General features: G+C 62.0%; 32 protein-coding genes and 2 pseudogenes. 20 read left to right on the forward strand and 14 right to left on the reverse strand.

The features are described from left to right. Positions 1-65: 65 nt before the first annotated feature. The 4 genes and pseudogenes from CXQ90_RS17385 to CXQ90_RS17395 form a co-directional block, all read right to left on the reverse strand. The gene (locus tag CXQ90_RS17385; RefSeq protein ID WP_258064579.1) at positions 66-884 is read right to left on the reverse strand and encodes an endonuclease/exonuclease/phosphatase family protein; all 819 of its coding nucleotides are present in this window, start codon (positions 882-884) and stop codon (positions 66-68) included. A 72-nt stretch (positions 885-956) separates the two neighbouring features. Next, positions 957-1,160, reverse strand: a complete 204-nt coding sequence (locus CXQ90_RS22175) for a hypothetical protein (protein WP_146068920.1) — start codon at positions 1,158-1,160, stop codon at positions 957-959. A 156-nt stretch (positions 1,161-1,316) separates the two neighbouring features. Next, positions 1,317-1,643, reverse strand: a pseudogene (locus CXQ90_RS17390) (transposase); the annotation flags it as partial. 654 nt (positions 1,644-2,297) lie between these two features. Further along, positions 2,298-2,612 carry a helicase associated domain-containing protein gene (locus CXQ90_RS17395; RefSeq protein ID WP_104140608.1) on the reverse strand — a complete coding sequence of 105 codons (315 nt, stop codon included), beginning with the start codon at positions 2,610-2,612 and terminating at the stop codon, positions 2,298-2,300. Positions 2,613-2,899: 287 nt separating this feature from the next. Here CXQ90_RS17395 and CXQ90_RS22465 point away from each other — a divergent pair, with 287 nt between their 5' ends. Both CXQ90_RS22465 and CXQ90_RS17405 read left to right on the forward strand, forming a co-directional pair. Then, entirely contained in the window at positions 2,900-3,043 is a 144-nt protein-coding gene (locus tag CXQ90_RS22465) for a hypothetical protein (RefSeq protein WP_181038606.1), read from the forward strand. A gap of 220 nt (positions 3,044-3,263) precedes the next feature. Continuing rightward, positions 3,264-4,088: an alpha/beta hydrolase gene (locus CXQ90_RS17405; protein ID WP_104140610.1), complete on the forward strand. Its 825-nt coding sequence runs from the start codon at positions 3,264-3,266 to the stop codon at positions 4,086-4,088. Between the two features lie 458 nt (positions 4,089-4,546). Here the strand turns inward: CXQ90_RS17405 and CXQ90_RS17410 are convergent, their stop codons facing one another. Both CXQ90_RS17410 and CXQ90_RS17415 read right to left on the reverse strand, forming a co-directional pair. Beyond that, a complete protein-coding gene (locus tag CXQ90_RS17410) occupies positions 4,547-5,053 on the reverse strand; it encodes a hypothetical protein (protein ID WP_104140611.1) in 507 nt (168 codons plus the stop codon). A 236-nt stretch (positions 5,054-5,289) separates the two neighbouring features. Beyond that, positions 5,290-5,841: a hypothetical protein gene (locus tag CXQ90_RS17415; RefSeq protein WP_104140612.1), complete on the reverse strand. Its 552-nt coding sequence runs from the start codon at positions 5,839-5,841 to the stop codon at positions 5,290-5,292. Positions 5,842-6,566: 725 nt separating this feature from the next. Between CXQ90_RS17415 and CXQ90_RS17420 the strand changes: the two genes are divergently transcribed. Next, positions 6,567-6,863 (forward strand): hypothetical protein, encoded by a 297-nt coding sequence (locus CXQ90_RS17420; protein ID WP_104140613.1) that lies wholly within the window; start codon positions 6,567-6,569, stop codon positions 6,861-6,863. A gap of 75 nt (positions 6,864-6,938) precedes the next feature. On the opposite strand, the gene CXQ90_RS22470 is transcribed toward CXQ90_RS17420, so the two are convergent. Continuing rightward, entirely contained in the window at positions 6,939-7,100 is a 162-nt protein-coding gene (locus tag CXQ90_RS22470) for a hypothetical protein (RefSeq protein ID WP_181038607.1), read from the reverse strand. A 17-nt stretch (positions 7,101-7,117) separates the two neighbouring features. Between CXQ90_RS22470 and CXQ90_RS17425 the strand changes: the two genes are divergently transcribed. Beyond that, positions 7,118-7,396, forward strand: coding sequence for a hypothetical protein (locus tag CXQ90_RS17425; RefSeq protein ID WP_104140614.1), 279 nt, complete (start codon positions 7,118-7,120; stop codon positions 7,394-7,396). Positions 7,397-7,585: 189 nt separating this feature from the next. Next, complete coding sequence (locus CXQ90_RS17430; RefSeq protein WP_104140615.1) at positions 7,586-7,879, forward strand: hypothetical protein; 294 nt, start codon at positions 7,586-7,588, stop codon at positions 7,877-7,879. Between the two features lie 136 nt (positions 7,880-8,015). On the opposite strand, the gene CXQ90_RS17435 is transcribed toward CXQ90_RS17430, so the two are convergent. Next, the gene (locus CXQ90_RS17435; RefSeq protein WP_181038608.1) at positions 8,016-8,978 is read right to left on the reverse strand and encodes a carbon-nitrogen hydrolase family protein; all 963 of its coding nucleotides are present in this window, start codon (positions 8,976-8,978) and stop codon (positions 8,016-8,018) included. Positions 8,979-9,383: 405 nt separating this feature from the next. Here CXQ90_RS17435 and CXQ90_RS22475 point away from each other — a divergent pair, with 405 nt between their 5' ends. The 8 genes from CXQ90_RS22475 (at position 9,384) to CXQ90_RS17470 (ending at position 15,988) form a co-directional block, all read left to right on the forward strand. Then, complete coding sequence (locus CXQ90_RS22475) at positions 9,384-9,548, forward strand: hypothetical protein (RefSeq protein ID WP_181038609.1); 165 nt, start codon at positions 9,384-9,386, stop codon at positions 9,546-9,548. A gap of 64 nt (positions 9,549-9,612) precedes the next feature. Next, on the forward strand, positions 9,613-10,158 hold the full coding sequence (locus CXQ90_RS17440) for a DUF6262 family protein (protein ID WP_104140617.1): 546 nt from the start codon (positions 9,613-9,615) through the stop codon (positions 10,156-10,158). A gap of 1,890 nt (positions 10,159-12,048) precedes the next feature. Then, on the forward strand, positions 12,049-13,266 hold the full coding sequence (gene istA / locus CXQ90_RS17450) for an IS21 family transposase (RefSeq protein WP_104140619.1): 1,218 nt from the start codon (positions 12,049-12,051) through the stop codon (positions 13,264-13,266). Beyond that, positions 13,266-14,054 carry an IS21-like element helper ATPase IstB gene (istB, locus tag CXQ90_RS17455; protein ID WP_104140620.1) on the forward strand — a complete coding sequence of 263 codons (789 nt, stop codon included), beginning with the start codon at positions 13,266-13,268 and terminating at the stop codon, positions 14,052-14,054. The genes istA and istB overlap by 1 nt, the downstream gene beginning before the upstream one ends. 94 nt (positions 14,055-14,148) lie before the next feature. After that, the gene (locus CXQ90_RS22180; RefSeq protein WP_146068921.1) at positions 14,149-14,352 is read left to right on the forward strand and encodes a hypothetical protein; all 204 of its coding nucleotides are present in this window, start codon (positions 14,149-14,151) and stop codon (positions 14,350-14,352) included. A 302-nt stretch (positions 14,353-14,654) separates the two neighbouring features. Beyond that, entirely contained in the window at positions 14,655-14,873 is a 219-nt protein-coding gene (locus CXQ90_RS22185) for a hypothetical protein (RefSeq protein WP_146068922.1), read from the forward strand. A gap of 198 nt (positions 14,874-15,071) precedes the next feature. Then, positions 15,072-15,428, forward strand: coding sequence for a PadR family transcriptional regulator (locus tag CXQ90_RS23235; RefSeq protein ID WP_104140622.1), 357 nt, complete (start codon positions 15,072-15,074; stop codon positions 15,426-15,428). Between the two features lie 263 nt (positions 15,429-15,691). Beyond that, the gene (locus CXQ90_RS17470) at positions 15,692-15,988 is read left to right on the forward strand and encodes a hypothetical protein (RefSeq protein ID WP_146068923.1); all 297 of its coding nucleotides are present in this window, start codon (positions 15,692-15,694) and stop codon (positions 15,986-15,988) included. A 641-nt stretch (positions 15,989-16,629) separates the two neighbouring features. Here the strand turns inward: CXQ90_RS17470 and CXQ90_RS22685 are convergent. Beyond that, the gene (locus CXQ90_RS22685) at positions 16,630-17,040 is read right to left on the reverse strand and encodes a hypothetical protein (RefSeq protein ID WP_219816706.1); all 411 of its coding nucleotides are present in this window, start codon (positions 17,038-17,040) and stop codon (positions 16,630-16,632) included. Beyond that, positions 16,995-17,873 carry a hypothetical protein gene (locus CXQ90_RS17475; RefSeq protein WP_219816708.1) on the reverse strand — a complete coding sequence of 293 codons (879 nt, stop codon included), beginning with the start codon at positions 17,871-17,873 and terminating at the stop codon, positions 16,995-16,997. Before CXQ90_RS17475 ends, CXQ90_RS22685 begins: the two co-directional genes overlap by 46 nt. Before the next feature lie 163 nt (positions 17,874-18,036). Between CXQ90_RS17475 and CXQ90_RS17480 the strand changes: the two genes are divergently transcribed. Then, complete coding sequence (locus CXQ90_RS17480) at positions 18,037-18,651, forward strand: hypothetical protein (RefSeq protein ID WP_146068924.1); 615 nt, start codon at positions 18,037-18,039, stop codon at positions 18,649-18,651. Between the two features lie 81 nt (positions 18,652-18,732). Next, positions 18,733-18,852, forward strand: a pseudogene (locus CXQ90_RS22690) (AAA family ATPase); the annotation flags it as partial. An 823-nt stretch (positions 18,853-19,675) separates the two neighbouring features. On the opposite strand, the gene CXQ90_RS23040 reads toward CXQ90_RS22690, so the two are convergent. After that, positions 19,676-19,804 carry a hypothetical protein gene (locus CXQ90_RS23040; RefSeq protein ID WP_258064580.1) on the reverse strand — a complete coding sequence of 43 codons (129 nt, stop codon included), beginning with the start codon at positions 19,802-19,804 and terminating at the stop codon, positions 19,676-19,678. 781 nt (positions 19,805-20,585) lie between these two features. Here CXQ90_RS23040 and CXQ90_RS17490 point away from each other — a divergent pair. The 4 genes from CXQ90_RS17490 (at position 20,586) to CXQ90_RS17510 (ending at position 23,935) form a co-directional block, all read left to right on the forward strand. Continuing rightward, positions 20,586-21,383: a hypothetical protein gene (locus CXQ90_RS17490; RefSeq protein WP_146068925.1), complete on the forward strand. Its 798-nt coding sequence runs from the start codon at positions 20,586-20,588 to the stop codon at positions 21,381-21,383. Between the two features lie 770 nt (positions 21,384-22,153). Then, the gene (locus tag CXQ90_RS17500) at positions 22,154-22,363 is read left to right on the forward strand and encodes a hypothetical protein (protein ID WP_104140626.1); all 210 of its coding nucleotides are present in this window, start codon (positions 22,154-22,156) and stop codon (positions 22,361-22,363) included. Between the two features lie 15 nt (positions 22,364-22,378). Further along, entirely contained in the window at positions 22,379-22,534 is a 156-nt protein-coding gene (locus CXQ90_RS23240; protein ID WP_104140647.1) for an alpha amylase C-terminal domain-containing protein, read from the forward strand. Between the two features lie 282 nt (positions 22,535-22,816). Further along, positions 22,817-23,935 carry an aminotransferase class V-fold PLP-dependent enzyme gene (locus tag CXQ90_RS17510; RefSeq protein ID WP_104140627.1) on the forward strand — a complete coding sequence of 373 codons (1,119 nt, stop codon included), beginning with the start codon at positions 22,817-22,819 and terminating at the stop codon, positions 23,933-23,935. A gap of 60 nt (positions 23,936-23,995) precedes the next feature. On the opposite strand, the gene CXQ90_RS22480 is transcribed toward CXQ90_RS17510, so the two are convergent. Continuing rightward, positions 23,996-24,139, reverse strand: coding sequence for a hypothetical protein (locus CXQ90_RS22480; protein ID WP_181038610.1), 144 nt, complete (start codon positions 24,137-24,139; stop codon positions 23,996-23,998). An 86-nt stretch (positions 24,140-24,225) separates the two neighbouring features. Then, a complete protein-coding gene (locus tag CXQ90_RS17515) occupies positions 24,226-24,558 on the reverse strand; it encodes a hypothetical protein (protein WP_181038611.1) in 333 nt (110 codons plus the stop codon). A gap of 634 nt (positions 24,559-25,192) precedes the next feature. Between CXQ90_RS17515 and CXQ90_RS22190 the strand changes: the two genes are divergently transcribed. Then, complete coding sequence (locus CXQ90_RS22190; protein ID WP_146068926.1) at positions 25,193-25,420, forward strand: hypothetical protein; 228 nt, start codon at positions 25,193-25,195, stop codon at positions 25,418-25,420. Between the two features lie 156 nt (positions 25,421-25,576). Here CXQ90_RS22190 and CXQ90_RS17525 read toward each other — a convergent pair whose 3' ends face one another. Next, positions 25,577-26,476: a hypothetical protein gene (locus tag CXQ90_RS17525; protein WP_104140629.1), complete on the reverse strand. Its 900-nt coding sequence runs from the start codon at positions 26,474-26,476 to the stop codon at positions 25,577-25,579. Positions 26,477-26,508 lie beyond the last annotated feature (32 nt).

Here is a 26,508-nt window from a genome sequence, read left to right on the forward strand (position 1 = left end):
ATTTCGTTCTTCGTCAACCCGGTCATGACGTGTGGGATGAAATCGAAGGACCCCGTGCGCTGGTTTTAGACGATACCGTCAAGCAGCGGCGTGCCGTCGGGTTCCGAGAACCAAGCAATCTGGTCATAGAAGTGATTGGCTCCGCTGTCGTCAAAGATGGTCCGCGGTACTGTATTCAGTTCCGTTGGCGGGCCAAAGCCCGGTGGCCACGAACGCCTCGTAGAGCGGGTCCCCGATGCGGTCCAGGTTGAAGCGCCCAGGACCATCAGGTTGTGGTTCCGGTCGTTCCTGCGGTCGGCCCAGGCGCGCATCCACTGGGCGAAGGCGGTGACCTCGGGGAGCCGTTCTGCGGCGTTCTTTCCCCAGAGGACGTGGACGGAGGCGAGAGTGAATTCGATGCCGTTGCGGCTGAAGCCGGCAAAGTACGGTGTGCGGGCGAACTGCCGGGCGGGGTCGTCCGCAACGGTTGGCAGCACGATTTCTCCGACCAGACCTGAGGGCTGGACCCGGTCTGAGTCGTACAGGAAGGCGAGGCGTTCCCCGTTGCCTACAGAGCCTTCGGTGACGTCGGAGGCGATCACCCGCAAGGAAGGTCCCGGCCGCTCGAGCAGAAACCACAGTGCCCTGGTGCTGCGCCGTGCTTCCTGCAGGGCAACGACGTCGAAGCGGGAGATGACTTCGGCGATACATGCCACGGCATGCCAGTCCCGTTTGGGGGAGTCCCGCGGCCCGGCCGCCCATTTGGCGGTGACATCGCCGAACGCCCGGACGTTCCAGGTCGCGACGAGCAGGTTGGTGTCGGTCCTGGCTGGAATGGTCGCGTCCAAGGCCTGGGAGAGCCGGTCCAGGTCCTGGGTGACGGCAGCCGGGGGAGCGGTAGTCATGACTCCCTTCGAAGCATGCTGACCTGCGCCTGCTGCGCCACGCTGGCGGCGAGTCGGCCGTGTCCGGGTTGTTCAGATGAATGCGTACACAGGGAAGATCTTGGGAATCAGTGACTCGGTTTGGCCGGCAGGGAGAATCTCCGCGCCCGTCCCTGGGGCCGGGCCGAGATCGCTCGTGGACGCGTCATCCAGTCCTGCGTCCGGGACGTCGGGCTGTTCGTCCCGAAAGCCGTCCACCCGCATCATGGCTGTCGAAGACAGCGCACTGTTTGGCACTCAGCTGGCCCCCTCAAGCATCCAGCCGGGAACGCGCCCCCGGGCCCTCCGTCACAGACTTGCCCCTACCCACCAGTGTATTTAGGTTTTCATCAATTCGTAAAAGGATAGGCGGTGTTGATCCGGCTCAGTTGCAAGTTTGGGGGCCCTTCGCATTTAGGCGTGGTTGGTCTGCTTGATTCGGTAGGGCCGGTGTCCGCCGGCAGCGAGTAGGCATGTGAGTCTGTAGTTCGTGAAGTTCCGGAAGCCGCGGGTGATGCGGCGGGTGGTTTCGATGACGCCGTTGATCGCTTCGTGGGTCCGCTGGAGGCGCCGAACGTGTCGAAAATATGCCAGGATCGCGGTCTTCCATTGCTTGAGTGTCCGCCCGAGACGGGCGACCTCCGGGATCGAACGAGCCGGGAGTGACGCAATCACCTCGGCCACGAGTTCCCTGCCCCGCCCCGGCCTGGCGTGGTAGATGTTGCGAAGCTTCTGGTAGCACCGCCAGGCGAGGGTGACGACTCAGGCCCATAGTCGGAGTGGCGTCCCAGAAGTACGTCTCTCGTCGAGGAAGGCGGCTCAGCTAGTGAGGCCCCCTCTCCGACGCCCGGGATTAGGTGGGGGTGCGCAGCCAAAATGTTCTGAAGATCGCTTTCCATGGCATATCCCGCATACGTAGCCTCACGCCACGTTCCGTCGCTCTGGCGAATCAGAATGTCGCTCATGCTAGCACCTACATCTCGCGCGACTTATTGGACCATGACCTAGTCACAGGGAGCTGGCTGATGATTGCAGGAGGATCTCCCAAATCTCTGGCTAATGCCGACAGTGTCCCGCAACCTCTTCACGGATTCAATGCTGCAGTGTGCGGAATCCCGGCTGCTTGGCACCGCCCTCCACAGGAAGCCATAAGGCCCTGACCTCTTACCCTCTGCATCACGCCGTACGGGCAACGACACACGCAACGTCCCAGGCGTCAGACGTCCCTAACCGTGCTCATCTGCGAAGGGCCCAGATTGGGCAAGGAATTCAGCGCAAATAGTCGTCCGGATTCATCGTTCGCATTGGGGGAGGGACTGCGGGATCGGCCCGGGGGACACGGTTCCCGGGCGCTTCCATCGGCACCTTGAGGAAGGTGCAGCGCCTGTACGGCCGTTAGGCGTAGGCAGCGTCTGCTTGCTGCTTCCGGCCGCGCCGCCTGCCCATCCGCCAGCCTGGCACTGCCTCATCCCGGGCCTGCTGTTTAGCCGGATCGAGCTCGCCGCGGCGGGCCTTGTACCGCTGCGCATGCAGCCAGATCCCAAGGTCGTGTTCGTGGCCGATGATGGTGGCCTTGTGCCGGGGCCAGTCGTTGCCGGCCGCCCGGTACTTGACCAGGTCGTTGAGGCGTTCCTGCCACTTGTGCTCGTCGGCCTCGGCGCGGGGCTTGCCCTCCCAGCCGTCCAGGACAGCCAGCCCCTCCCTGAACACAGGTGCGAGTCCCGGCCCGGGCCTCTTCGCGCCGGCGCTGCAGCCACACCGCCAGCGACCGTTCCGAGGAGCTCTCGGCGTTCCGGGACGGGTAACGCCCAGTCTCCTGCACCAGGGACAGGAGGTCCTGCATCCGCGCCAGACCCCGTGCAGTGACGCGGGATGGCTTGGCGCTGGCCGTCTCCTCGTGGGCCAAACGCAGGCCGGGGTCAGCAGCGCAGGCGAGGCGCAGGTGGTACCCGACGGTCGGGGCTGGAACTCCCACGAGATCGGCTATCCGTGACCGGGTGAGTCCGCCCCGATACATCAGCACCCACTCCTGGTTCGGAGCCGTGCCCCGCCTCGTCGTCGCCACGGACACCATCCTGCCATCAGTGGTGACCGGAGGAGCGCCCCGCCGCATCGAGCTCTGGAGACGGCAAGTGCGGTGAACACGATCGTCAGGTGTGCCTCGATCGCGTCGCGGGTGCGGGTGCGGTGGAAACAAGAAATGCCTGCCCACGACTGTCGAATTTCTTCTTCTCCGTGTATCACGTGCTCGACGGCGTGCGTCAGCGGTCGGTGATCAGGTCGTGGGTCACGTGCCGTGTGCGGCGCGAACCGCTCTGCGATCATAAGAGGGTGGCGGAAAAGTTGACGGTGCGAAGGATCATGCCGCTCGCGACCGTGTTCGTCGTCGTCGGGCTCCTGATTGGCATGCCGTGGTTCTTCCAACGCTCGCTCATCTATTTTCCCGACCGCGGTCAGCCACGCCCGGCCGCGGAGCTGTTGCCCGGAGCACGGGAAGTCACGCTCACGACGAGTGACGGCCTCGAGCTCGGTGCCTGGTACTTGCCAGCCGCAGTGGGCTGCCGCGCGACCGTGCTCGTCGCATCGGGCAACGGCGGCAACAGGGCTTATCGGGCAGGGCTGGGACGAGCGATCAGCGAGCTCGGGTTGGGCGTGCTGCTCTTCGACTATCGCGGTTACGCGGCGAATCCCGGGTACCCGTCCGAGGACGGTCTCGCGCGTGATGTCCGCGCCGCTCGCGAGTTCCTGACGGGTGCGGCAGGAGTACCGGCGGGCTCGCTTGTCTATTTCGGGGAGAGCATCGGTGCCGGGGTGGTTACGGAGCTCGCCACCGAGCATCCTCCAGCCGCGATGCTGCTGCGCTCACCTTTTACCTCGCTCGCCGACGTCGGCCGGGCAGCCTACGGCGTGCCGGTGGGCTGGATGCTCCGCGATCACTACCCGGTACGCGAGAACGTAGCGCGCGCCGACGTCCCAATCGCCGTGGTCTACGGGAGCGAGGACACCATCGTGCCCGCACAGCAGAGCCGGGACGTGGCTCAGGCGGCCCGGGAGTCCGGAAACTACGTCATCGAGGTGGAGGTAGCAGAGGCGAACCACAACGATGCAGCACTGGCGCTGGGTCCCGAACTCATCCGTGCCCTCGTCGACGTGGCTGGCCGCGGCGGTGCAACCGGGTGCCCGTGACGGCTCAGGACGCCGAGTACACGCGCGTTCCGGCCTCACCACCCACGCCTCACGTCAATGGACAGGTGGAAGTCTGGGAGTCCGTGCAATGGGAAACGCTCCGGGTGGGCTGCTGGCACGAGGGCCCGTTCGGCCGAGCCCTAGAACGTGAATGGGGTGATGACCACCTCCTCGACAGCCACGTCTACGACGGAAACGGCCTCACAGTGATCGGGCTGGACGAGGCACCGGAGACGTACGGCACCTTCGCTGCCGGCTGCGGAGGCAGCTCCAGCGGCCGGTGGAGCGACTTGACTGGCTGCGCGGTGAACAGCTCCAGGAGTCGGCGTGGCGCCTCGCAGACTCCGGGACAACAATTGCACGCAAGGGCTGGTCACTGCGTCGTCCTGGCAAGCTGCCTAGCCGAATAGAGAGAGTTCGCTGATTCAAAGCAGTCACCTCGTCGCTGGCCAGTAATGTCACTGCTCCGCGGCGATTCGCGCCCGTCGACGGACGCTCCAAAATGGCGACAGAACGGCTAGACCCACGAAGAAAGCGGCAAGAACCGCTCCGTACCAGGGGTGGGCGGGGTCATCAAAAATGAGTAAGACACTCATGGCCGCGAACAGGCCCATGAGCACCGGACCACACCACTTCATTGACCAATCTTGGCGGGCGATCCTAGTCAGCTCCGGGACCCATAGATCGGAGCTGGCACCATCAGGCAGGTGCTTCGTCAAGATGGCGTGCTGAACATTCATCGGCGTAGGCCATGCGGCGGGCTTGCTCCGGTTCCGCGCCTTCAAGGAACGGCCAACAAATGCGACCAAGCCGCCAAACAGTAGCCCGACCGAAAACTTGATGGCGACCTTCAGGGGATGCATCTGCTCGCCACTGAGGAAGTCCAGGCCAAGCGTTGCGACAGTCCACGCGACGGCAACGGCCAGACCAACGAGCCACAGCGGAGCCCGCCACAGCATCCCCACCCAGCCCTCATCAAATCTATCCCCGCGCATCGGCCCCTCTGCAGCTGATCGTTTTGCTTGTAAACGGAAGCTAGCACCCGGAATCAGCCAGCACTAGAGACATACCGACATGGTGAAGGCCGTTCCTAGCCCTTGGCTTGTCCAACCGTGGCGGGTTGGCTGCACGTTGCAGGCAAAACGATGCCCCGTCTCCCTTTGGGGGCGGGGCTTCGCTTTTTACCTGGTTTTCTCGGCCGTCACCAGTGGTGGGCGACGTCGATCACGAGTTTGGATCCGTTGCCGGGACCTGCAAGGGTGAAGACCTTGAAGGGCAGCCGGTCTCGGACGCCGAGGCCCAGGGTGGTGTGACCCTCAAAGCTGCCTGCCCAGGCAACCTGCCTGAACGTCTTGTAGTTCGAAACGTTGGTCACCTCGGAGCGGTTGGCCGGCGCGAAGGTGGCCTTGCCCGTGGCGCCGTCATAGCTGGGTGAGTGTGCGGTGACCTGCAGGAATGCACCGCCCCTCAGCTTGATGGGCAGTCCGGACCCGTCCTGTACAACTTTTGACACGTAGCGGACGTTGTAGCCGGCTGCCTTTCCTTTGATGTCGATCACCAGGCGGTCGAAGCAGTGGTGCTGCCCCGAGCGAATGTTGGTTACCGATGCGGCGCTCATGGCCTGGTTGGACTTGGCCAGCGAACCCCAGACCAAACCGCAGTAGGAAGTGGTTGCGGAGGCGGACCCCGGAACCAGCAGGCCCAGCCCAAGAGCCATAATGATGGCTGTCAGCCAGGCGCTTAGTTTTTTCATGTGGGTACCCCTTTCGGGTGTGAGTGATTGGGTCACTCCAGCGTAGGAGCGCCCAAAGCCCGAAACGAGGGATGTTTCCGGTTCTTCGTGCAACCGTTAATCGGCCTGGAATCCGATCACGGGACCGTAATTCCGGGGCGCATTTCGGGGTCGTCGAAAGACGTTTGTGGCCCTTTCTCAACTCGCCTGTTATCGCCGGTAACGGCCGATACGCGCCGGAAGGCAAGGGCTGGCGACTCCGGGTCCTGCATTGGCACTTGGGCACCCTGTCTGCGACCCGGAGGTCCAGTCAGGACGCTCCCGCGTGAACGACATCTGGGCGTACCACAGCCTCGTAGAGCCGAACTTCGTGTCGGCCGCGCTGACGACCAGTCCGGTGCCCGTCTCGATGATGGTCTTGTCCGGGTAGACGCGGCCGCATCCCGGCAAATGGTCTATGGTCACCCGATCGAAGGAACAGGTGGTCTCAGGTGCGAATGTGAGCGGCAGTGCGACCCGCATTCAGGTCGCGGGCACCTGCGGAGTTGAAGCGAGGTTGGCAAATAGTCTCGCTCGAAACGGACGAGGGCGTGCTGCATGTCGCGACCGGTGACACCGGCCTGGAGCTGATCGAAGACCGGCTCGGTGGTCCGCCCACAAGGACCGGGTCCTAAAGCGGTTGGCCGGCCAGAACCCGTTGCCATCCTGTCCTGTTCCAAACCCTGACAATGTCTTACGCTCGGCCTATGGCAGAGGCTGAAGGACACAAGAGGCTGCAACCCCGGATGTCCCGGGGCGGCTTCCGCATTCAGTTCGTCCTGTGGTCGATCATGGCTGGGCTTCAGATGGTGATAATGGTTGGAAATCTTCTAAGGGGCATTGTCTGGGATTTGGGGGAGTACTTGGCGCTTTCCGTGCTGATCCTGGCAGTCACGTACCGTGCGTTCCTGTTGCACGTTCGCCATCACGACGGGCACTTCTGGGATGAGGAGGAAGCTATCAGGGCTGATTGGGACCGCCGGGGCCGGGCACTGTCGCCGTGAGAAATGAGTGCCGCCGTGCGGCTCCAGCCGTGCGGGCGCGACAGCGGGCCAGCCTAGCCCTTGCCCAGCTTGAATTCAGCAAGGGGGGGTAGTGGTCCGCCAGGAGACTTCATTCTTCGTCAGCCCGGTCATGGTGTAGGCAATGCCGTCCAGCAGCGGCGTTCCGTCGGGTTCGGAGAACCAGGCGATCTGGTCGTAGAAGCCATCGCCACAGAGTAGCGGTGTTCCGACTGCCACAGTCTGGCCATGGTCAGGTGGTCCAGACGCACGGCCCTCAGCCAGGGGAGCTCAGCTACGCCCGCTCCTGGATGATCTTCTTTGCCATCCTCAACCTCGGCAACGCGGCACTGACCATCTCCGAGTATCAGGCCGAAAGCCGCCTTCCGCTTAGCGCTTGGGGATCCATGGCCATTTCTGTCTTCAGCATCCTGACCGCTGCCTACTACCAGAAGCGTCTGGACCAGGTCCGAGCCATAACCAGGATCATGCGCGACCCGGATCGGGGCCTGTCTCCGAAGCGTCAACGAGGCTGAAGCCGCGGATTAGCGGGGTATGTTGACGTCGCTATCGCATCCAAAAGGCAGGTCGGACCTGTCCGAGGCCACAGCCGTCACAGCTTCTCCGTCGTCCTTCTACGCAGGAGCATGGCTCCTTTAGAACGGGCCCCGCTGCGGCCGGAATGAATGTAGGCTCGGCCCAAGAACCAGCCTGAGGGGCGGCGCATGATCCGACACACTCTTCCGCTCGTAAGCGCCATGGTAGCCGCCGCGCTTCTCCTGAGCGGTTGCGCCGGAACGCTCTTGGAGGAACCCGGCGCACTGACCGCCGCGCTGACGAATATGGAGGACCCCGAATTCAGGGGCACCCTGACAGTCAGCACGGACACCTACACGATCACGTCGGTCGACCTGGGGCACATGGTGCAGACGCTTGCCATCGTTCGTACCGAGCCGAATCGTGACGACCTGACCGTCTTGGAGAACATAAAGGCCAGCATCAGGGGCGGCGGAGAATGACCCCGTTCGGTTCAAGCCGGCGTGTGGGTCGAGCGCCGTCGCAGAACCGCGCGTCGCAGGGGGATCTCGAAACTGCTGTGCAGGTTGCAGTTCGCCGAGCTTCGCTACCGGTTCAGCTATTGGGGCGGCTTCGGCTCTAGTTCCCAAGCAGAGGTCGAGTCCGCGGCCAAAATGCTGGGCCATCCGAAGCGTGGTTGGTTGGGGCCGGTGGGTAGAGGACGTCTTCACGACTGTAGTGCCCCACGACGTCGAAAATTCGCTTCGCGGTCATGGAGCGACCTAGGTCGACGTCTGCGACAACGATCCCTTCCTGATCATAGAGGGGACCTGCTATGGCACGGCCGTTAAGTGGCTCGAAGATCGCCGCTCCACCTCGTCCGAGCGCCTGACCATCGTCTGGCAACTGAACCGGGAAGTCATCGGGAAAAGCAGACCGAGGGATGTATTGAGGGGCCGAGACCACGAACGCGCCGGATTCGATCGCTATGTGACTCATCGTGGAGATCCAGCCGTCAGAGTCATCGGCCGTCGGGGCCGCCCAGATCTGCACGCCTTGACGATAGATCGCATATCGAGCGAGAGGCATGCGGTTCTCCCAACAGACGAGGCCGCCAACCCTCCCGACTGAAGTCTCGATGACATCCAGGTCCTGTCCGTAACCGACGCCGTGGAAAAGGCGTTCGTGCATCGTTCCCATCAACTTGCGATGTTTCCAGAGCAAACCCTCAGGACCAAGCAAGATCATTGTGTTGTAGAGACTTCCGGGCCTAGCGGATTCCCGTTCGTTCACTCCAAGCACGCAGTAGATGTCGTGCTCGGCACATTCCTTGATGAAACGGTCGATTTGGGGGCCGGGGACGTCGACAGAGTTGGCCCAGAGACGGGTCCACATCTCATCAAATCCGTCGAACCGGGCCGCTTGGTAGGCCCATACCCCTGACGGGTACAGGGGGATGAACAGTTCAGGGAAAACCGCGAGCTTCACGCCCTCGCCTGCTGCCTCGCCCAGGAGATGGAGCGCCTTTGACACCGATGCCTCCGCATCGAGGATTACCGGGGTGGCCTGAATGGCAGCGATGCGCACAGTTCCTGTGGACATGACGCAACGTTGGCATGCATCCAGCGCCTCGTCAACACTGTAGCGTTTCATCGGCCAGCAAGCCCGCGGCCAGGATCACAGCGGCCGTCTGCATCGGCTCATTCTGGGCCCGCAGTGGGTACGATGCGTCCATGACTGGTGACGCAAGCGGACCCATCGATGGCGCCCGATACGGGCACACGAATCTGATCGCGCGCGACTGGCGCGCCTCTCCGACTGGTACGTGCGTCTCTTCGGATGCACGCTGGTTCCGCCGGAGCGCGGCTACTCGGGGCCCGACCTCGAGCGGGGCACCGCCGTGCCGAACGCCGCCCTCCAGGGCGTGCATCTGCGGCTGCCCGGCATGGCGATGACGGCCCGACGCTCGAGATCTACACGTTCACCTCGACGGACGGAGCGTCGGAAGTGAGCATTGACCGGCCGCGCTTCCGCCACATCGCCTTCGCGGTCGCGGACGTCCACACCGCTCGACGCCGCGTCCTCGACGAGGGCGGCAGCTCGGTCGGCGAGGTCGTGACCCTCACGACAGCCGACGGGCGTAGCAACGGATCCAGGAAGCGATCGATGTGATTCGCAGCGCCCGGCAAAAGGTCTCGCTGGGCATGCCCAGAATTGGCCTACAAGAAGGGCAGCCATGACACCCGAAACCGGTCCCAGCCCGTTAACCATCGCCCGACGCCTCGACGTCAATGCCCGCCGAGCCCGCGTAGCCCAAGCGCTGGAGGCCATGCGAAAAGAAGGCATCGAGATCACGATCTCCTCGGTCGCAACCCGGGCGAGAGTGCACCGCTCGTTCATCCACCGCCATCTCGACCTTCGCGCGGACGTTTACGCGGCCGCCGACCAGCCATCGGTAGCAGCTACTGCCACCGCGACCACGCGCCAAAGCCTCGAGGCCGACAACTTGAACCTGCGGTCCACCGTCCGCCGCCAGACTCAGCACATCGCCGACCTGGAAGCGCGGTTCTCGGAACTCCTCGGCGAGCAGGCCTACTCCCGAACCGGACTCGGCGCACCCCGCAACCACGCCGCACTTGAGGAACAGAACCACACACTGCAAAACGAGATCCAAGAGCTACAAGCCAAGCTGCAAGACCAAGAGGAAGAACTGGGTGCCGCCCGGGAGGCGAACCGCCAACTCATCGGTCAACTCAACAAGACGGCGGCAAGAGATGGCTGACGTGGCACGATCCAGCATGCGGCCGGCCAGGACTGAACTGCCTCGTGCCTTGGACATCGCGGGGTGACATCGATGCAGGATGATGTGTCTTTGCACTACTTCACCGGACAATGCACCGGATTGGGCTTACGGAATGCCGTCTTCGGGAACCGGTGACGCGACTGGCAGGACGGCGGCAATCCTGTTGGAGGACCCTCTTTCGGGACGTTATGCGGACAGGCCTTTTTCGGACGTTTTTTCAGGACGCTGGTAGCCATGACTCCGGCCACAGACCAGCCAGGTACCGGCCTGATGCATACCGAGACTTTGCCCTCTTTCCCCTTACGCGTTTCATAACTAGGCTCGCGACAAGAGACCAAAGGGTTGATCTTTTATGGGGCACATAAACAGCCGGTCAGTGGGTTAGTAAGCCGTGAGCGCTCTGCCGAGATCGCAAGGGGTAAGACCAGGTGTTCTGGGGCTGATTTTCCTAATACTGCTCTGTCTGGCAGGGATAGCGTTTGTGACGCCCCAGCTGTGGACACAGCAGAGAGGATGGACCGGAATTCCGTTCCTCGTCGTGCTAGTCATCGGCGCGGCAGCCTTTTCTCGGGCTCTCGTAACGAGGGTCAGAACACTCCTTGCCGTGTCTAGGGGCACGTTCTCAATAGTGAAAACCCTGTCGCAAACTGAGGGCCTTGTGGGTCTCCAAGGCCTACCCCCTGAGGAAGCTCTTCGACGCTGTTTCCATGCTTTGGATGATGGAAATGGCTACAGCAAGCGGACAATGGGCGACAAGACGCTGACGGCAATCATGAAGCGGACCTTTGCACGCAGCCACGTTCGGTGTTCGGTCTCCGTGGTGGGGAATTCCCTTCGAATTCTGTTCGAACGAGACGAAGGTGGGGCTATATGGGCCGATGCCGGAAGGTTCGAACGGGAAATCCACCGACTGGTGGAACGTATTCACACCAGTTGATGTCTGTCGCAGCCTTCGTCAGCATCGCGTATCACTCTGAACTGTTCATCCCTCACCATGAGTTGGTTTTGGTGCGCATGGCAGATTTCAACCGGTAAGGGTTGGCTGGCAGAGACCCTGCAGCCCGCGGGCATCACGTAGGTGTCGAGGAAGACGTACAGGAGGGGCATGAGGGCATAAGTCGCCAGGCTACTGACTAGCAGGGACCCTCTGTTGGAGAAGGACGGTCTCCCGGGCAGGAGTCCCACTGGCGAGTTCGGGAGGAGGAGGCCTATGAGCCACCGGATATAAATCTCTATGAGGCACACGAGCGCCGAGAGGGGGCCGATCAGGATCAGGACTCCGAATGCCGTGGTCAGCGGGGGGCGCCCATTGCAGAATGACCCAGTAACCGGGAACCACCGCAACACCTCCGACCACCAGCCATAGGGCCGCCCATTCACCGACCATGAGTTCATAGTCACGGAGCGACCAGGCACTCATCTCTCGTGCAGCTGGTTCCTTCAGTCGTTTGGGAAAGTTCCATCCGTGTGTATGCCTGGTTCGCTGCAAGGTGAGCCAGCGGCAGACGTATGTCCAGGACATCTGAGTAGAACCTCCCGTAGCCTCCGCCAGCGACCATAGCGGCACGTTACCTGCAGGCGGTGCGACCGGACTAATTGCACAAGATTCACGGCCTGCTGCCAAAGCATTCAGTGGCGGAACGACGTGCCGCGGAGGGTTCCTCGCTCGGATGACGAACCACTTCACAGCCGGCACCTATACGGTCATCTGCGAGACCAGCGAAGCAGCTCTCGCAGAACCCTGAGGTTGCCGTTCCTCTTTTGTTTGCGGACTGCCGAACTCAAGCAAGCCCTGCTGTCGGTGACGGTCGAAAACTGAGCCATTGTGACGGTTGAAAACTGAGCCACCCGTTCCAAACGATTGGGTGGGTGATCACAGTGGAGGATTGGGCGCTTATTCGGCGGTTGCATCTTGCCGAGGGTGAGTCGATGAGATCGATAGCGGCACGGCTGGGGATTTCCCGGAACACGGTCGCCAAGGCAGTCAGTGCTGACGGGCCGCCGACCTATGTGCGTGCGCCGCAGGACTCCGGGATCAAGGCGGTGGAACCGGCCGTCCGTGCGCTGTTGAGGGAGAACCCGCGGATGCCCGCGACGGTGCTGGCGGAGCGTGTGGGCTGGTCCGGGTCCCCGGCATGGTTCCGGGAGAACGTGGCCAGGATTCGGCCGGAGTATGCGCCTGCCGATCCGGCGGACCGGATCAGTTACGACCCCGGGGATCAGGCGCAGTGCGACCTGTGGTTCCCCGAGGTGCGGATACCGGTCGGTGGCGGGAAGTCGAGGGTTTTGCCGGTGCTGGTGATGGTGTCCTCGCATTCGCGGTTCATCATGGCGCGGATGCTTCCGTCCCGGATGACCGGGGACCTGTTGGCCGGGATGTGGGAGCTGATCGGGTCCCTGGGCGCGGTTCCGCGGCGGCTGATCTGGGACAACGAAGCCGGCATCGGGCGGCGGAACAGTTATGCCGCCGGGGTCGCGGCGTTCGCCGGGGTGCTTGCCACGAGGATCGTGCAGGTCAAGCCCTACGATCCGGAGAGCAAGGGAGTGGTGGAGCGGGCGAACCAGTTCCTGGAGACCTCGTTCCTGCCCGGCCGGGCCTTCGTATCGCCGGAGGATTTCAACGCCCAGCCCGGCCAGTGGCTGCCCAGGGCCAACGCCCGGCTGGTCCGGCGGACAGGTGCGAGGCCTGCGGAGCTGATCGGCCAGGACAAGGCCGCGATGCTGGGACTGCCGCCGGTTCCGCCCGTGACCGGGTTCGCGACCCGGGTCCGGCTCCCGCGGGACTACTACGTCCGGATGGGGTCCAACGACTATTCCGTGCACCCGCAGGCCATCGGCAGGTTCGTCGATGTCACCGCGGACCTGGAAACAGTCATGATCAGCCTGGACGGGCGCTGCGTCGGAAGCCACACAAGGTCCTGGGGCGCCGGGCTGACCGTCACCGATCCGGACCATGTCGAAGCCGCCCGGACGTTGCGGAAAGCCTTCCAAAACCCGGCCCCGGCCGGCGACGCGGCCGGGCTGCGGGACCTGGCTGACTACGACCGGGCCGTCGGTGTCGTGCTCGATGACGGGCAAGTCGCCTGATGACCGAAGCCAAGGAAACCGCCGGCCAGATCGAGTACTACTCCAGGGCCATGAAAGCGCCACGGATCCGGGAAGCAGCAGCCAGGCTCGCGGACCAGGCCCGCGAGACCGGCTGGACCCACGAGGAATACCTCGCCGCGGTCCTGTCCCGGGAAGTCGCCGCCCGCGAAGCCTCCGGCGCCGAAGCCCGTGCCCGGGCAGCCGGGTTCCCGGCCCGCAAGTCGCTCGAGGACTTCAGCTTCGACCACCAGCCCGGCCTCAAACGCGACACCATCGCGCACCTGGCCACCGGTATGTTCCTCACCGAGGCGTCCAACATCGTCCTGCTCGGCCCGCCCGGCACCGGAAAAACCCATCTCGCTACCGGGCTGGGGCTGCGCGCCACCCAGCTAGGCCACCGGGTCCTGTTCGCGACAGCCATCGACTGGGTCGCCCGGCTCCAGTCCGCGCACCAGGGCGGGAGGCTACCGCAGGAACTGGTCCGGCTACGCCGCTACGGGCTGATCATCGTCGATGAAGTCGGCTACATCCCGTTCGAGCAGGACGCCGCGAACCTTTTCTTCCAACTCGTCTCATCGCGCTACGAGCACGCCTCGCTGATCCTGACCTCGAACCTGCCCTTCGCCCGATGGGGTGACGTCTTCGGGGACCAGGTCGTGGCCTCGGCCATGATCGACCGCATCGTCCACCATGCCGAAGTCGTCACCCTCAAAGGCTCCAGCTACCGGCTCAAACATGCACAAACGGATTCTCTGCCCTCGACAAGGCCGGAAAATACGGCAGAATAACCAACGTCAACGTGGCTCAGTTTTCACCCCACGAAATGGCTCACTTTTCGACCATCGCTGACACCTGCTTTGCTTCACAAAGTCTGGAGAGGCCATGAAACCGCTTGAAGCGCCCCGAACCTTGCTTGTGGTCGCGGGACTTGGAACATTGATGTGGCTTGCTTTTGGACTCATGGAGCTATCTTCAGACGATGCTTCCTGGCGGATGTATGCCTATTTCCTGATGGCCGCAGCATCGCTCTACCTAGCCATCAGGGCTGTCCATACGATTCGCCGGGGAGGACGCTCAGAGCTGTGAACCAGCCGACCACGAGCGGCACGGATCTGTTATGTTCTAGTCCGTCCTGATTGAGGTTGGTGGTTGAATGAAGCCATGGGGAGGCGCTCAACAGGCGGTGCAATGTGATGAAGCAGTTACGGGTGGGTGGTCGTTACGTGCCGGTCCCCCTGGCAATTAGTGCGCTGTGCTGGCTCGCTCCAGGAGCCTGGTCCGGGCTTGGCACACTCCTCCCGTCCCTTTTCGTTCCGGCGGAGATTAGAGACTCAGGCTGGTTCGGATCCGGCACACTAGCCATCCTCGCCATCTATACCGCACTGGTCATGGGCGCACCAATCTTGATGCTGTTCCGGGTCCGGATAGCCAGGATCGCCCTCAGTGTGGCGGCCATCTGTTTCACAGTGGCAGTCCTCGCGGCTCCCGCGTTGGAATCAGTGTGGGCGTACGTCCTCGTCATGATCGGGGCGGTAATGATGTGGCTCCCGCAATCCAACCAGTACATGCGTAAACGAATCCTGCACGGAAACGGAGCGATGCTCTAGATGGCCGTCGAACCGCTGGCGGCGAGTCGGATGAGACCCTTTCCTAATCCGATTGGCTGTCTCGAAACCTCTGCGCTTCGAAACCCTAGCGTTTCGAGACGGAAAGGTTTCGAGACACCGATTTAAGATGCGTGGGGCCGGGGCTGCTCGGGCTCGCCCTCCGTTGACAATGAGAAGCTATCTTCCTATTCTCATGGTATGGGACGCCGAAAGCAGGGAACGTTGCTTCCTTTAGAGGCGCGCATCCTGAACATTGTGGAAACGTCTGAGTCGCGCGGCGAGCCGGCTTATGGCTTTTCCCTTGCGAGTGCTCTTTCTGCACGCGGCGGAAAGCTTCTGGCAGCACATGGGACTCTCTACAAAGCCTTGGCTCGCCTTACTGAGGCCGGCTTGTTGGAAGCCCGTTGGGAGAGTCCGGAAATTGCAGAAAGTGAAGGTCGTCCGCGGCGCCGGCTCTATAGCATCACCACAAACGGAAAGGGCGCGCTTCAGGCAGCCCAAGTGGCGCCAGCCCCAAAGCCGGTGCGGGCCCGAATACGGCCGGTGCATCCATGAGCCAGCCGCGAGGGTATCAGGAGTCTTGGACCGCAAAGGCTGTCCTGTGGTGGGTGGACGTCTACACGCACTCTACGGCGGAGCGGCTAGCCGCTGACCGGCGGGAAGAGATCAGATCGGACCTCTACGAGCAATACACTGCTGCCGCAAATAACGGCCTCTCGCCAAGAGCTGTCAGCCGCTCCGTTGCATGGCGGGCTATTAGGGGTGCCTTAGCGGATCTTCATTGGTCCAGAATCCACAACGATCGAAAGGCAGGCGCCATGGATGTGACAGTGGGAAACGTTGGAGAAAGTCGAGGCCTCTTCCGAGGCATGAATGCTATTTGGGCAATTCTGGCCACGGTATTCCTCATCGGTTTCGGTGCCATGCTCATCGAGTTTTACATCATCCACGGCGACGTACTTGGGCGACTGGAATTCGCTAATGGTGCCGGCTTTGGCGTATCCGGACTCCTCATACTTGGCAGCGCTGCTGCCTTTTTAGTCGCCAGAATTTGCCAAGTTGTGGCCAATCTGATCATGCGGAGACACCGTACACAGAATCCGGACATCCAATAGTCCACGCACCAAAGCGGTCCAGCGGAGGAACCTCTACAGGACAGCGCATGGGTACCAGCTGGCATCTTGCTGGTGCTTTTAGTATGCGGGCGTCACGGGCGTGTTCTGGGCAACGGTGCGGGGGATGAAGCTATTGGACAGAGGCGCCGTTCTCGTAGACGGCTTTCACCTCGTACATGACATCGGGATCGCTGGTCTTCACGTCGAAAGAGGCTTGTCCTGGTGACAGTGGGATTGACGAGAGTGCGTTGTACCCGCGTTTGGAGCTAAGCAGGTCACTTCGAATTTGTCCGGCAACAGCTGGAGTTGGATTCCTGCCCTCCATGCCTACAACCAAAACGTCAGAAAAACGGACGCCGCGCGGACACCAAGTGCAGATAACTCACCAGGAACGCACGCCTGGTCTGTGCCTTTGATGTTCCCTGTCAACTCGAACGTGTTGAGGCTATGCGGGCTTGCCTCGATCACGAATCAAGCCCACGACCGCAGCGCGCGACAGTCAGACGGTTGCGCCTCCGGTTCTTGAGCCTGGTTTGCGTCCGTTTGGGAACGCTAAGTGGGACAGGCTGCTGTTCCCCTGCGCCTTCCATCGATGCAGAGTCCGCCGCCCGCCCTGACTTCTGGTCACCTGTTGCCTCATGTCAATACCTCCGCGAAGGGGCATACGTTGACTCATTGGAAAACCTCCGGTTGGGTCGGCGGTTCCAATCCTCGTTGACCGGTGGTTTGCTTGGTGCCGGTTGTTTGGCGGTGGAGAGGGTTTCGAGTCTGCCAGTGAGGGACAGGATTTGCCTGGACAGGGCCGCAGGCCTGACTTTCCGGTATTCGATGTTCATGCGGGCTGCTGCCCTTGGGTCAGTATGAGGGTCCGCCGCGGCACGCCGGTGTGGGGTGGCCGGCGCATCGTGGATCTTTGTCACCTTGGCTCCGTTGCGGGTCTTGGACACGAGCTTTTGCTGCGGAAGCAGGTAGTTGGTGAAGATGCCATCGAGCTCCCAGATCTGGTTCAGCAGCACAAGCTCCGCGGCGGTGTCGTAGCGCAGATAGCCCACCAGTTCGCGGACCCTGGACCAGTTTTTCTGCTCGACGTGCGCCCCGTCGTTCTTGTTGTACGGACGTGAGCGCGTGAACGTGATCCGGTGTTCCTGGCAGAGTCGAAAAGCTCGTTATTGATGAGCTCACCCCCGTTATCCGAATCGATGCCGATCACCGGAAACGGGAAGCGGGATAGGACATGCTGCAGGGCGGCAAAGACATGCTTTTGCGCCTTGTTGGGCACGGACCTGTTCACCGTCCACCCGGTAGAGATGTCCGTGACCGTGAGCGTGAAACAGAACTGACCGGAACTGTTTGACCCCTCATGGCCGACGAGATCGATCTCCACGAAACCGGGCACGGCGTCGTCCCACTGCGCCCAGGTGCGGATCGGAATCTGGGACTTCAACAGCGACCCGGGCTTGGTGTGGGACCGTCCGCGCGGCAGCAGCTTGGCCCGCTCCCTGGCCAGGTGCCTGTCGATCGTCGCGGCGCTCATCCGCTCCAGCAGCTCTGCCTGGGCGTCGGTGATGTCCAGGGCCTTCTCCTTACGCAGCGCCGGGACCATCTCTGGCATCACCGCTGCCAGCAGCTTTCCGGCAGGGGCCCGCAGCACCGCCCAGCAGAACACCAGTGCGGGCTGCAGATCCGCGCCATAGACAGGTGCCCTGCCGGGCCTCACCCGCCTGGGCCGGGGAGGGTCAAGGGCATGCCGCAGCACCGCCCGGGCATGGTCCCGATGCCAGCCGGTCAGGTCAACGACCTCGTCCAGAATCCCTCCCTTCCGCAGCCTGTCACCGGCCCGATAGGACCTCACCAGCTGCCTCGTCACGGCTTTGCGCTCAGCCATCGTCAATCCCATCCACCCGGCCTAATCCGCACCCACGCACCCCGCAACCCCGCCGAACCAGCCGGAGGATTATTTATGAGGCAACGTATGCCCCTTCGCGGAGATTATTTACGAGTCAACGCGACCTGTTGTGGAGGCGTGGGCCGGGGTATACCCTCGCGTCATGATCAAGCGTAAGGGGCGTGCGCGGGGGCTTGTGGCCGCTGGGGTAGGTGCGGCGTTTTTGCTGGGTGCAGTCTGGACCTCGGCGCATGGCGCGGACCCGGATCCTGCTTCCGACACGAAGGTGGGCGCTGCCGCTCAGTGGTCCTTGCCATTGGACATAACCGGTGACGCTGCCCTTTCTGGAGAGCGGGACCGGTTGCGCAACGTGCTGAGGCCTCTGCTGGCTTACGACGGAGGCGTGATTTGGGATTTCGCTGGCAAGGTGCTGACCATACAAATGACTTCTGACGCCGCCATCGATCAAGCACGGGGAATGATTGCGGAGTCCGGCACAAACCTGCAAATTAACTTTGTGCGAGTGGAGTATTCGGCTAAAGAGTTGGACGATCTTTCCAATCGTCTCTTAGGGAACCAGCTTCAATGGGCGGGGGCGACAGGGATTGGTGGTGGCCACGATGTCCGGTCTAATCGAGTCATCCTGCAGGTCGATCGCGAATACAAGGATGCGGCTACTCTCGTTGGCGCAATTGAGAATCTCAAGGATCCGCGCGTATCCCTCGAACTCCTTGACGCTATTGAAGGCTGGAGGCCAGAGAGCCGCGTTGATGGTTGAGCGCCACTGGACTGGTGGGTTGCGATCAATGCCGCCACGGATGGCTGGATCTGGAAGCCTTCGGGTAATAACCAAGTTGGCACAGACCCGCGCCTCTGCGCCGCGATCGTGGACCGGCTCACGTTCAATAGCTCCATCACCGAAACCGGCACAGACTCCTACCGCCTCGCACACAGCCTCAACCGGGCAACTCTTGGATAGTCATAAGCAGGACGGAGGCGGTTGGCCGGTGTCGACGCCGGCCGCCAACAACCTGGTTCGAAGCTAGCTAGGCATAGGACTGAGGAAAGGGCCATCGTCGGGCCTGAGTTCTATCGTCAGGAAAGCGCTCAGGATGCTTGGGGTCTCTGCCACGTTCGCGCCAATACTCCTGCCGCTGCCACAACGAAAATCGCGTCACCCAGACGACAAATACTGTAGTGCCTAAGGCGAGGACGGCAAGCTTTACCCACACCCACGGCTCGGTTTGGATTGGTGCAAGAAATTCAGCGTGAGCTTGGCCAAGGCTAAGGCGCCCCCGTAGTAGGTGATGCGCTTGAGCCTCCGCTCAGCCTCATGTTTCGCACCGACGCGCAACTGGCCTGCCGGCGGTTTTTTCGAAAAATGCGCCGTCATGACTGAACTGAAGCACGAAAATCAGGAGACCGATAGGCTTCCGGCCGTTCACTCAGGTCAGTAAGGGTTCGACTCCTGACAGGGCTCGAGGAATGCGTCAACGGAGTCCATGAGATGACAAGCGAACCCGGGTCAGTTCCAGCTCTTACGTTTTCCCATGAAGTAGCCACAAAACATCAGGACGAGACCGCTGAATACCATCATCAAGTACGCCCATGGACCTCCCGACGACGATGTGGACTGGAGGGCGAAGACAAGCCCCAAAACGGCAGTCACCGCGCCCACACATAGAGGAGCCGTTCCAAGCCACCTAGGCGTCATGGTGACAGCCTAATGTTCCGGAACAGGCATAGCCATAGCGTTGTCTCGGTTCCGCGTTTGCGCCAAAGGACTGAGGAAGGAGACCACTTCAGAAGATGATCATGATCGCGGGCGCCCATTCCGTGGGCTGCCCGATGCCGCGTACTTTGGGGCCGTCGCACGGGTTTCCGCCCTGCAGAGGTTGGTTAAGCCGGACGGCCAAACCGCCCTCAGTCACCTGGCCATGATGGGGCCAGTTTCAAATGCCCTCCTGGGGCCAGAAATACTTGACACGATCACCTGGCCGCCGCCGTCCGCGGCTTCGAGCCCGGCGCGACTAGTCAAGAGGTCCGCGACCGCACCGAGCGGACTGCGGATAAGGTAGGTGGCCCGTACACCCAGGTGTCAGGGTTCCCAAACGGTACTCGTAATCCGGAAATGGGCTATGGGCGAATCAACATGCTCCGAGCGTTCGATCACGACGACCCGTTGGAAGTGAGGCTGCCTGCAGCGGCCTGCGAAAGTCGGGGGTGTCACCTCCTAACGCGACGCCAGATCCAAGGGTTATGTTTGCCTGATGACGAGCAGCGCGGAGAGGCCTCAGGAAAGACGATTCAAAATTGTCGGGATAATCGGGGTCCTTCTCATCTCAGTTATCGGTGCTCGCGTCAGCATCGCTACGGGTTGGTCTCCTTGGATAGCGTATGGAATCCCGTTACTTGTCTTGTTTCTGGTTACTCTCCCGCTGCCGCGCGCTGTACGGCGCGAGGGGATACAGATTCGCAACACAGAGTCGATGAAATAGCCCAAAAAGTGACTGCTGAGCGTTCACCTTAAGGACGCAAGGAGCTGCAGCCGATCTTGTCAGGAATCCCTTCGGTGTTCCGACCGCCACAGTCCACTGAGGTCGGACCCTTCCACCTACCGTCAGCATCGGCTGTGCGGACCGGCACCTCATGGATACTAAGTGCATGACGTCCTCAGGCCACCGGCACAAGCTCGCGTTGCAGCCAGCACTGATGACGATGGAAACCTACATCTCAGAGACCCGAAGCTGGAGGGTGCCCATCCCATTTCTCGATTTCGTAGTGGACGGGAAGTCCCCTATTGAAGGCGTCTTGGGGAAGGGATCAGACCGGTCTCCTACGAGACTTCAACCTGAGTGGGAGCACTTCAGCCTGGACGAACAGATCAATCGCCTGCTTGGACTTGGTGCGCCCGAGTACGAGGACGGCCGTACCGCGATGTACATCTGCAGGTGCGGTGATTTGGACTGCTTCGGCATCGGCGCACGCATCAACCGCGAGGCAGGGACCATCTCGTGGAGCGATTGGGCGTGGAAAGATGGCTTCAAGCTGACTGACCCTATTGAGGAGCTCGGCACATACACGTTCACACTGTCGGAGTATGAGGAAGCGCTAGCTGGTGCTGCGCGAATGCTGGAGACCGTCCCGGATTGGGAACCGCCGAAGCAGAAAATGCTGTGGCCTTGGCAGTGGGGATGGAGATTACCCAAGGAGGATGATCCGATGGACACGCGGATGCCAAGAATCAGAGAGACTGTCCGCCGGGTATTCCTTGAGACGGACCCTGCAGGGCTGGGATTTGGCGGCACGTGGTTCCCCGAATCTGAATATGACACCGAGGTCGACCGTGCTATCTCATGGCTGGTCAAAGGCCGAGCGCCGGAGGACGTCGCCGTCCGGACCGTTCGCTGCCTGGAACGGGACTGGGGCGTTCAGGTCCTAGCGGGTAAAAAGGAACGACTTGCACAGGGGCTTCGCCACGTCGACCTATCCCATTTCATGCCCCGCTGACCTCTCCGACCAGCTGGAACCTCTGCGTCCCAAGGTCGGCCCCCAAAGCGTCTGCTCCGGTTCCGAAAAGCGTTCCCTGCGGGCGCTAAAGAGACAAGTGAGCGACACGTGTCGCGGCACTGAAAACCGCACTCTCACTAGGCCAAAGGTCAGCACCGCGACGCTTCACGCCGACAGAATGTCTCGTCAGGTCCTTTCCCTGCCGCGACCACAAAGAGGCCCCGTTGTTGTCGCGGATCGCGATACACCTGTACCCGTCCCACTTGGCCTCAAACGCTAACGCTCCTGGCAGTGCGCCCGCCCGGTGCATCCTCGTGACGGCTCTGGCCAGTGCGACATTCACCGGTGGGGCGAGCCCAGCCGGCAGTCCCGCCCCGACTTTAAAGTCCATCATCGAGGCCTTCGAGGATGTCGACTTCGACCGCGTCCAGCAGGTCAGTGGTGTTGTTCGCGGTGATTCTGGCCAGTTCGTCGAGGGCGATGAACCGGTCCGGGCCAGGGCAATGGCCAGTTCCGCCAGATACTGCTGCGAGAGGGGGTCGCGGCGCAGCTCGAAAGTGCGCAGCGGCGCGACGGTGCTGGCCCGGACCTGAACGCGCCAGTGTTCGACGCTGACCAGGTCACCGGAGCCGATGGCAGCCCGGGTGCCGGTGTGCCACCAGTCGCAGCGTTCGAACCAGTGCACGGGTTCTGCCGCGACCGCCCAGATCCGCCCGTCATGGCGGACGGCCAGGGGAGCCCCGGCGGGGGTGAATCGCCTGGGTGAACGCATGGGGCAGGGTGCTGATCTATTCCGCTACTACCAGGACCTGATCAGTCTCCGCCGTTCCAGCCGGGGCCTCCGATCACGAAACATCGACATCATTCATGCCTCCAACGACAACAGGGTCATCGCCTTCACCCGGAACGACGGCACGACGCGTGAACTGGTCGTCGCATCCCTGAACAACCGGCCCTTCGATGACGGCTACGTCATTTAGAGCTCAGCGGAGCGGCTGTCTCCAGGCGCATGGCAGGAGGTCTTTAACAGCGACTCAAGGTTTTATGGAGGGTCCGATCTTGGCAACTTTGGTGCGGCACTGCCCAGCCAGGACGGGCGGATAGAGATGCAATTGCCGGCGAATGGCCTCGTCGTACTCCGCAGGATATGACGCCGGCTGATTCTTTAGGCGGTCTGCACGAATGTGCGCGGAACGACAGCTCGACGACCTCAAGATCCGCCGCGCATTGTCCATCGCGCAGAACATCCGGTTCATGAGGTACAAGGTCGAATTCGACCTGGAACCGTGAGGCTGCCAGGGGTCGAAGCAGGCCGGCATTCGCACTGGTCCTGTCGTCGCTGGGCCAATAGGATGGCCGCATTCCCTACCCGGTGATCGGTGCCGCGGCCACACTAGCGGCGCGGTGAACCTGCATGAAGGGCGGTCACAGTTATGCAAGCCGCGGACATACGCCAGCTCTTTCCTGGACTCAAAGACACCATTTACCTCAACACGGCCAGCATGAACGTTGGCTGCGCCCCCGCAAGGAACGCCTACGAACGAGCGGTCGAGCGCTGGTCCGCCGGCCGGTTCGACTGGATGGAAGCCGAGCGAGCAGGGGAGGACGCCCGCGCCATGTTCGCGGAGATTGTTGGTGCCACGGCCGGGGAGATCGCCATCGTTCCGGCCGTGAGCACAGCAGCGGGGATTGTGGCGGCCAACCTGCCGCCCGCGAAGCGCGGCGAGAATATCGTGGTCGCCGAGAACGAATTCGCCTCGAACTACTATCCCTGGCTCCTGCTCCGGGAGCGCGGCTACCAGGTCCGCACCGTGGCGCCGGCTGGGAACGGCGTGACGGCCGAGATGTTTAGCCAGGCCGCCGACGGCGGGACCCGCCTGATAGCCGTGAGCGCCGTGCATTCGGCCAACGGGTACCGGGCCGACCTGGCAGCGCTAAGCCGGGTTGCTGCCAGTTCCGGCGCCTGGTTCTTCGTCGACGCCTGCCAGGCGGCCGGCGCGGTGCCGCTTGATGTGGTGCGCGACGGCGTGGATTTCCTGGCCGCCGCCAGCCACAAGTTCCTTCTCGGCTCAAGGGGCATGGGCTACCTCTATGTCCGCCGCGAGCTGCTCGACCGCCTCCAACCCATCGTTCCTGGCTGGAAGGCCGCCCGGAATCCGGCCGAGAGCTTCTACGGACCCGCCATGGACCTGTCGCCCACGGCATCGAAGCTGGACGCCTCCCTGGCGTGGTTTCCTGCCCTGGCCGATCAGGCGGCGCTCGGCATCTTCCGTCAGTTCGGAATCAGTGCGCTTCTCGAACGCAATGCCCGGCTCGCCCTACGCCTGCAGAGCGCGCTGTCGGCGGAGATATCCACCTTCCACCCATTCCCTGACCAGCAGCGCTCTACCATCGTCTCCGTCCCCGTGAGCGACACCGAAGCGGTAATGGCCCGGTTCAGCCAAGCCAACGTAGTGGCTTCGGTCCGTGCCGGCAGGATTCGACTGGCGGCACATTTCTACAATCAGGAGGAGGAACTCGATCGCGTGGCCGAGCTGATAGGACGCGCGTGAGAGTCGGGAGCGGCAGTAATTCTGCGCTCCGCGGTGAGCGGCCTCAACCTCGGGTACCCCTCAGGACCGGCCCCGTTCCGTGCGCCACCCGAACATCCAGCCGTACTCAAGTCGCACCGCCAGATAGTAGTCGAGGTTGGCTACCTCGGAGTTTAGGATGCGCAGCTCACCGCGCGCATCGTCCTCGCTGATCGGTGTCACCATCGGGGCTCCCTGCTGGTTCCAGGCGATGGCCCGGCGTGTAGTTGTGTGGCTAATGACTCCCCTTTGCGCGGAACGCGGCGGCGCCCTCACCGGCAAACGGCGAGGGCGCGAGCTGCAGCGAAGGGTGGAGCGGAAGATCGGGCCAGGACGGCGACCCTGGCTTCGAACGGAACGGGTTCCCAGACGATGGTCTCTGCGAGGGTCACTTCGATTCCGGCAGCTGTCTCGGCGGTGACGGCTTTGACCTGGGGGACGACGATGTGGACACGGGCGCCAGCGGCGGCCGCGGCGGTGCGTGCCCGGTTGTAGTCCAGGTACCGGCCGATGCCTTCGACACGGCAAGAGATGGTTTCGATGGCTGACGTGGCACGATCCAGCATGCGGCCTGCCACTACTGAACTGCCTCGTGCCTTGGACATCGCGGGGTGACATCGCCTATGCGGTCCCTACCGCCCGACTACTACCCGCCGATGCAGGATGATGTGTCGTTTTGCGCTACTTCACCGGACAATGCACCGGACTGGGCTTACGAAATGCCGTCTTCGCGAACCAGTGACGCGGCTGGCAGGACGGCGGCAATCCTGTTGGAGGACCGGCTTACGGGCGGCTTCTGCGGACCACCCTGCGGGATGATTTTGCTTAGTGAGGCGCGGAAAAATCTTGCGCTGAATTCGCGAATAAGGTTTAGCTCCGCGGCCCTTCCTTTTGAGGGAGGGGCCAGCGGGCTACTGTGAGTGCAGTCGAGTGACCGTTCATCCTGCGGAAGGAACGGAGCACTCCCCACGAGATTACGTTGGAGGGCGGATGCCGAGACGACCACAGCACTGGTTCCCAGGCTTGATTGGTGGTCAGGGAGTCATTCGGCCGAGCGGCGCTGCATGCACCCTCAATTACGCCGAGGTGTACCCCTTTGGTCTAATGGCCCAGATCAGTGTGAGATTTCGCGGCCCGTTGGCCCTGGACGTTCAACGGGAACTCAGTCAACAGTCGGGTTCCTACTTATGGAACAAACCGGGCGTTGGACCGCAGCTGACTTTGGAACAAGAGGAGTCCGTGGCATCCCCTGCCGAGGTCGTAACGCACGAAGGTCACCACTCGTTCTGGACCATTACCTTTTGGTTCGACCAAGAGATCACCGGATCCGCCTTATCCATGACATTCCTGTGGCCCGAGCAGGGAATTGAGTGCGTTTTCGCGGTTGCGCGTGAAGACATCGGCGCAGCATTAGAAGAGGCCACAGAATTATGGAGCCCGGATCCCGAAGGATACTTCTCCCAATGAGTACCAAGCTCTTTGGTTCGTTCTGAAGTACTTCGGTGAGGGTTCCTTCAACGGCGATCTTGCGGATGGTGGCGGTCGCTCCGCCTTGCTTAAGGGAGCAAGTCCCTGATTGCAGATCCAGGAATGCCGTTAGCGTTCCGGCTCCCGATTTCTTGGCTACTTCGCCTCGGGCAGCTCTCGAGTGAACCTGTACTTCTGGTGCACTTTCCGCAGCAGTATGGTCATGTCCTCAGCCACGAGCCGGCGGATGTCCCTCTCTTCGGTTTCCAGGATTCGGTCCAGATTGGGAACGATCGTTCCTGTCACAGTCAAACCCGATTTCCTAATGCGGGTCGAGGTCGGACTGTCTCCGGTATGCATCGTCAGCGCACCTGGGTAGAGGCTTCGACTCTCGGCGATGCTGAACTCCAGTAACCGCAGTGGCCCGCTCAACCACCATTGACGCCATTCCGGGGATGCGTTCATGTCCATTTCTACTTCCCGCGCCGTCGCTCTATACAGCTGGACCCTATAAGGGGCGTGCTCAAGTTGTTCGGTGTAACTGATGAACCTTCGATCCTCCTCGCGGGGAGCGAGGGGCCACGGCGTTTCGGTGATGCGCTCGTATGCGTCCTGGAAGGCGTACTTGAGACCGTTCCCTGCCATGCCTCCGAAGAAATCAAAGATCGCCGGGCGTTCCGGATGGGCCACGAAGTGAAGGTCCGCAGGCGGTGGGTCATTGCCGACAAGAACTTGATGGAAACACCAGGCGAGAAGCCATGATTCATAGCTCATGTCCACACGTTCTGGACGGAAATTCAAATAAGGAGGACCTGTCGGATCGAATTCTTGAGGATTGCCTGTCTCCGCAACAAAGTGCGCATCGAATAATGCCTTTGGCTCCGGTCTGCCTGCCCAGTGTTTGAACAGAGCTGAGGCGCGCTGGGAGGCTTGCTCGTATAAGTCGATGATCGTTTCGGGACTCTCCGCGCGCAGTCTCTTGACCAGCGCATTGGACTGCGGACCGGGATCACGGTTAGCCAGGCGGGCCTCTGCCACGAAAACTTTAAGGTCCATCACGTTCCTTCACCAGAACCGAAGCCGGCAGC

This window comes from Arthrobacter sp. ZGTC131, from assembly GCF_002929275.1.
In the GTDB taxonomy this organism is placed as follows: domain Bacteria; phylum Actinomycetota; class Actinomycetes; order Actinomycetales; family Micrococcaceae; genus Arthrobacter.

Excerpts from the sequence above, each read along its gene's own strand:
- CXQ90_RS17385 (WP_258064579.1), bottom strand. The coding sequence starts at position 884 with ATGACTACCGCTCCCCCGGCTGCCGTCACCCAGGACCTGGACCGGCTC.
- CXQ90_RS17405 (WP_104140610.1), top strand. The coding sequence starts at position 3,264 with ATGCCGCTCGCGACCGTGTTCGTCGTCGTCGGGCTCCTGATTGGCATG.
- CXQ90_RS17415 (WP_104140612.1), bottom strand. The coding sequence starts at position 5,841 with ATGAAAAAACTAAGCGCCTGGCTGACAGCCATCATTATGGCTCTTGGG.
- CXQ90_RS17420 (WP_104140613.1), top strand. The coding sequence starts at position 6,567 with ATGGCAGAGGCTGAAGGACACAAGAGGCTGCAACCCCGGATGTCCCGG.
- CXQ90_RS17430 (WP_104140615.1), top strand. The coding sequence starts at position 7,586 with ATGATCCGACACACTCTTCCGCTCGTAAGCGCCATGGTAGCCGCCGCG.
- CXQ90_RS17435 (WP_181038608.1), bottom strand. The coding sequence starts at position 8,978 with ATGTCCACAGGAACTGTGCGCATCGCTGCCATTCAGGCCACCCCGGTA.
- CXQ90_RS17440 (WP_104140617.1), top strand. The coding sequence starts at position 9,613 with ATGACACCCGAAACCGGTCCCAGCCCGTTAACCATCGCCCGACGCCTC.
- istB (WP_104140620.1), top strand. The coding sequence starts at position 13,266 with ATGACCGAAGCCAAGGAAACCGCCGGCCAGATCGAGTACTACTCCAGG.
- CXQ90_RS22180 (WP_146068921.1), top strand. The coding sequence starts at position 14,149 with ATGAAACCGCTTGAAGCGCCCCGAACCTTGCTTGTGGTCGCGGGACTT.
- CXQ90_RS22185 (WP_146068922.1), top strand. The coding sequence starts at position 14,655 with ATGGGCGCACCAATCTTGATGCTGTTCCGGGTCCGGATAGCCAGGATC.
- CXQ90_RS23235 (WP_104140622.1), top strand. The coding sequence starts at position 15,072 with ATGGGACGCCGAAAGCAGGGAACGTTGCTTCCTTTAGAGGCGCGCATC.
- CXQ90_RS17470 (WP_146068923.1), top strand. The coding sequence starts at position 15,692 with ATGGATGTGACAGTGGGAAACGTTGGAGAAAGTCGAGGCCTCTTCCGA.
- CXQ90_RS17475 (WP_219816708.1), bottom strand. The coding sequence starts at position 17,873 with ATGGCTGAGCGCAAAGCCGTGACGAGGCAGCTGGTGAGGTCCTATCGG.
- CXQ90_RS17480 (WP_146068924.1), top strand. The coding sequence starts at position 18,037 with ATGATCAAGCGTAAGGGGCGTGCGCGGGGGCTTGTGGCCGCTGGGGTA.
- CXQ90_RS17490 (WP_146068925.1), top strand. The coding sequence starts at position 20,586 with ATGACGATGGAAACCTACATCTCAGAGACCCGAAGCTGGAGGGTGCCC.
- CXQ90_RS17500 (WP_104140626.1), top strand. The coding sequence starts at position 22,154 with ATGGGGCAGGGTGCTGATCTATTCCGCTACTACCAGGACCTGATCAGT.
- CXQ90_RS17510 (WP_104140627.1), top strand. The coding sequence starts at position 22,817 with ATGCAAGCCGCGGACATACGCCAGCTCTTTCCTGGACTCAAAGACACC.
- CXQ90_RS22480 (WP_181038610.1), bottom strand. The coding sequence starts at position 24,139 with ATGGTGACACCGATCAGCGAGGACGATGCGCGCGGTGAGCTGCGCATC.
- CXQ90_RS17515 (WP_181038611.1), bottom strand. The coding sequence starts at position 24,558 with ATGTCCAAGGCACGAGGCAGTTCAGTAGTGGCAGGCCGCATGCTGGAT.
- CXQ90_RS17525 (WP_104140629.1), bottom strand. The coding sequence starts at position 26,476 with ATGGACCTTAAAGTTTTCGTGGCAGAGGCCCGCCTGGCTAACCGTGAT.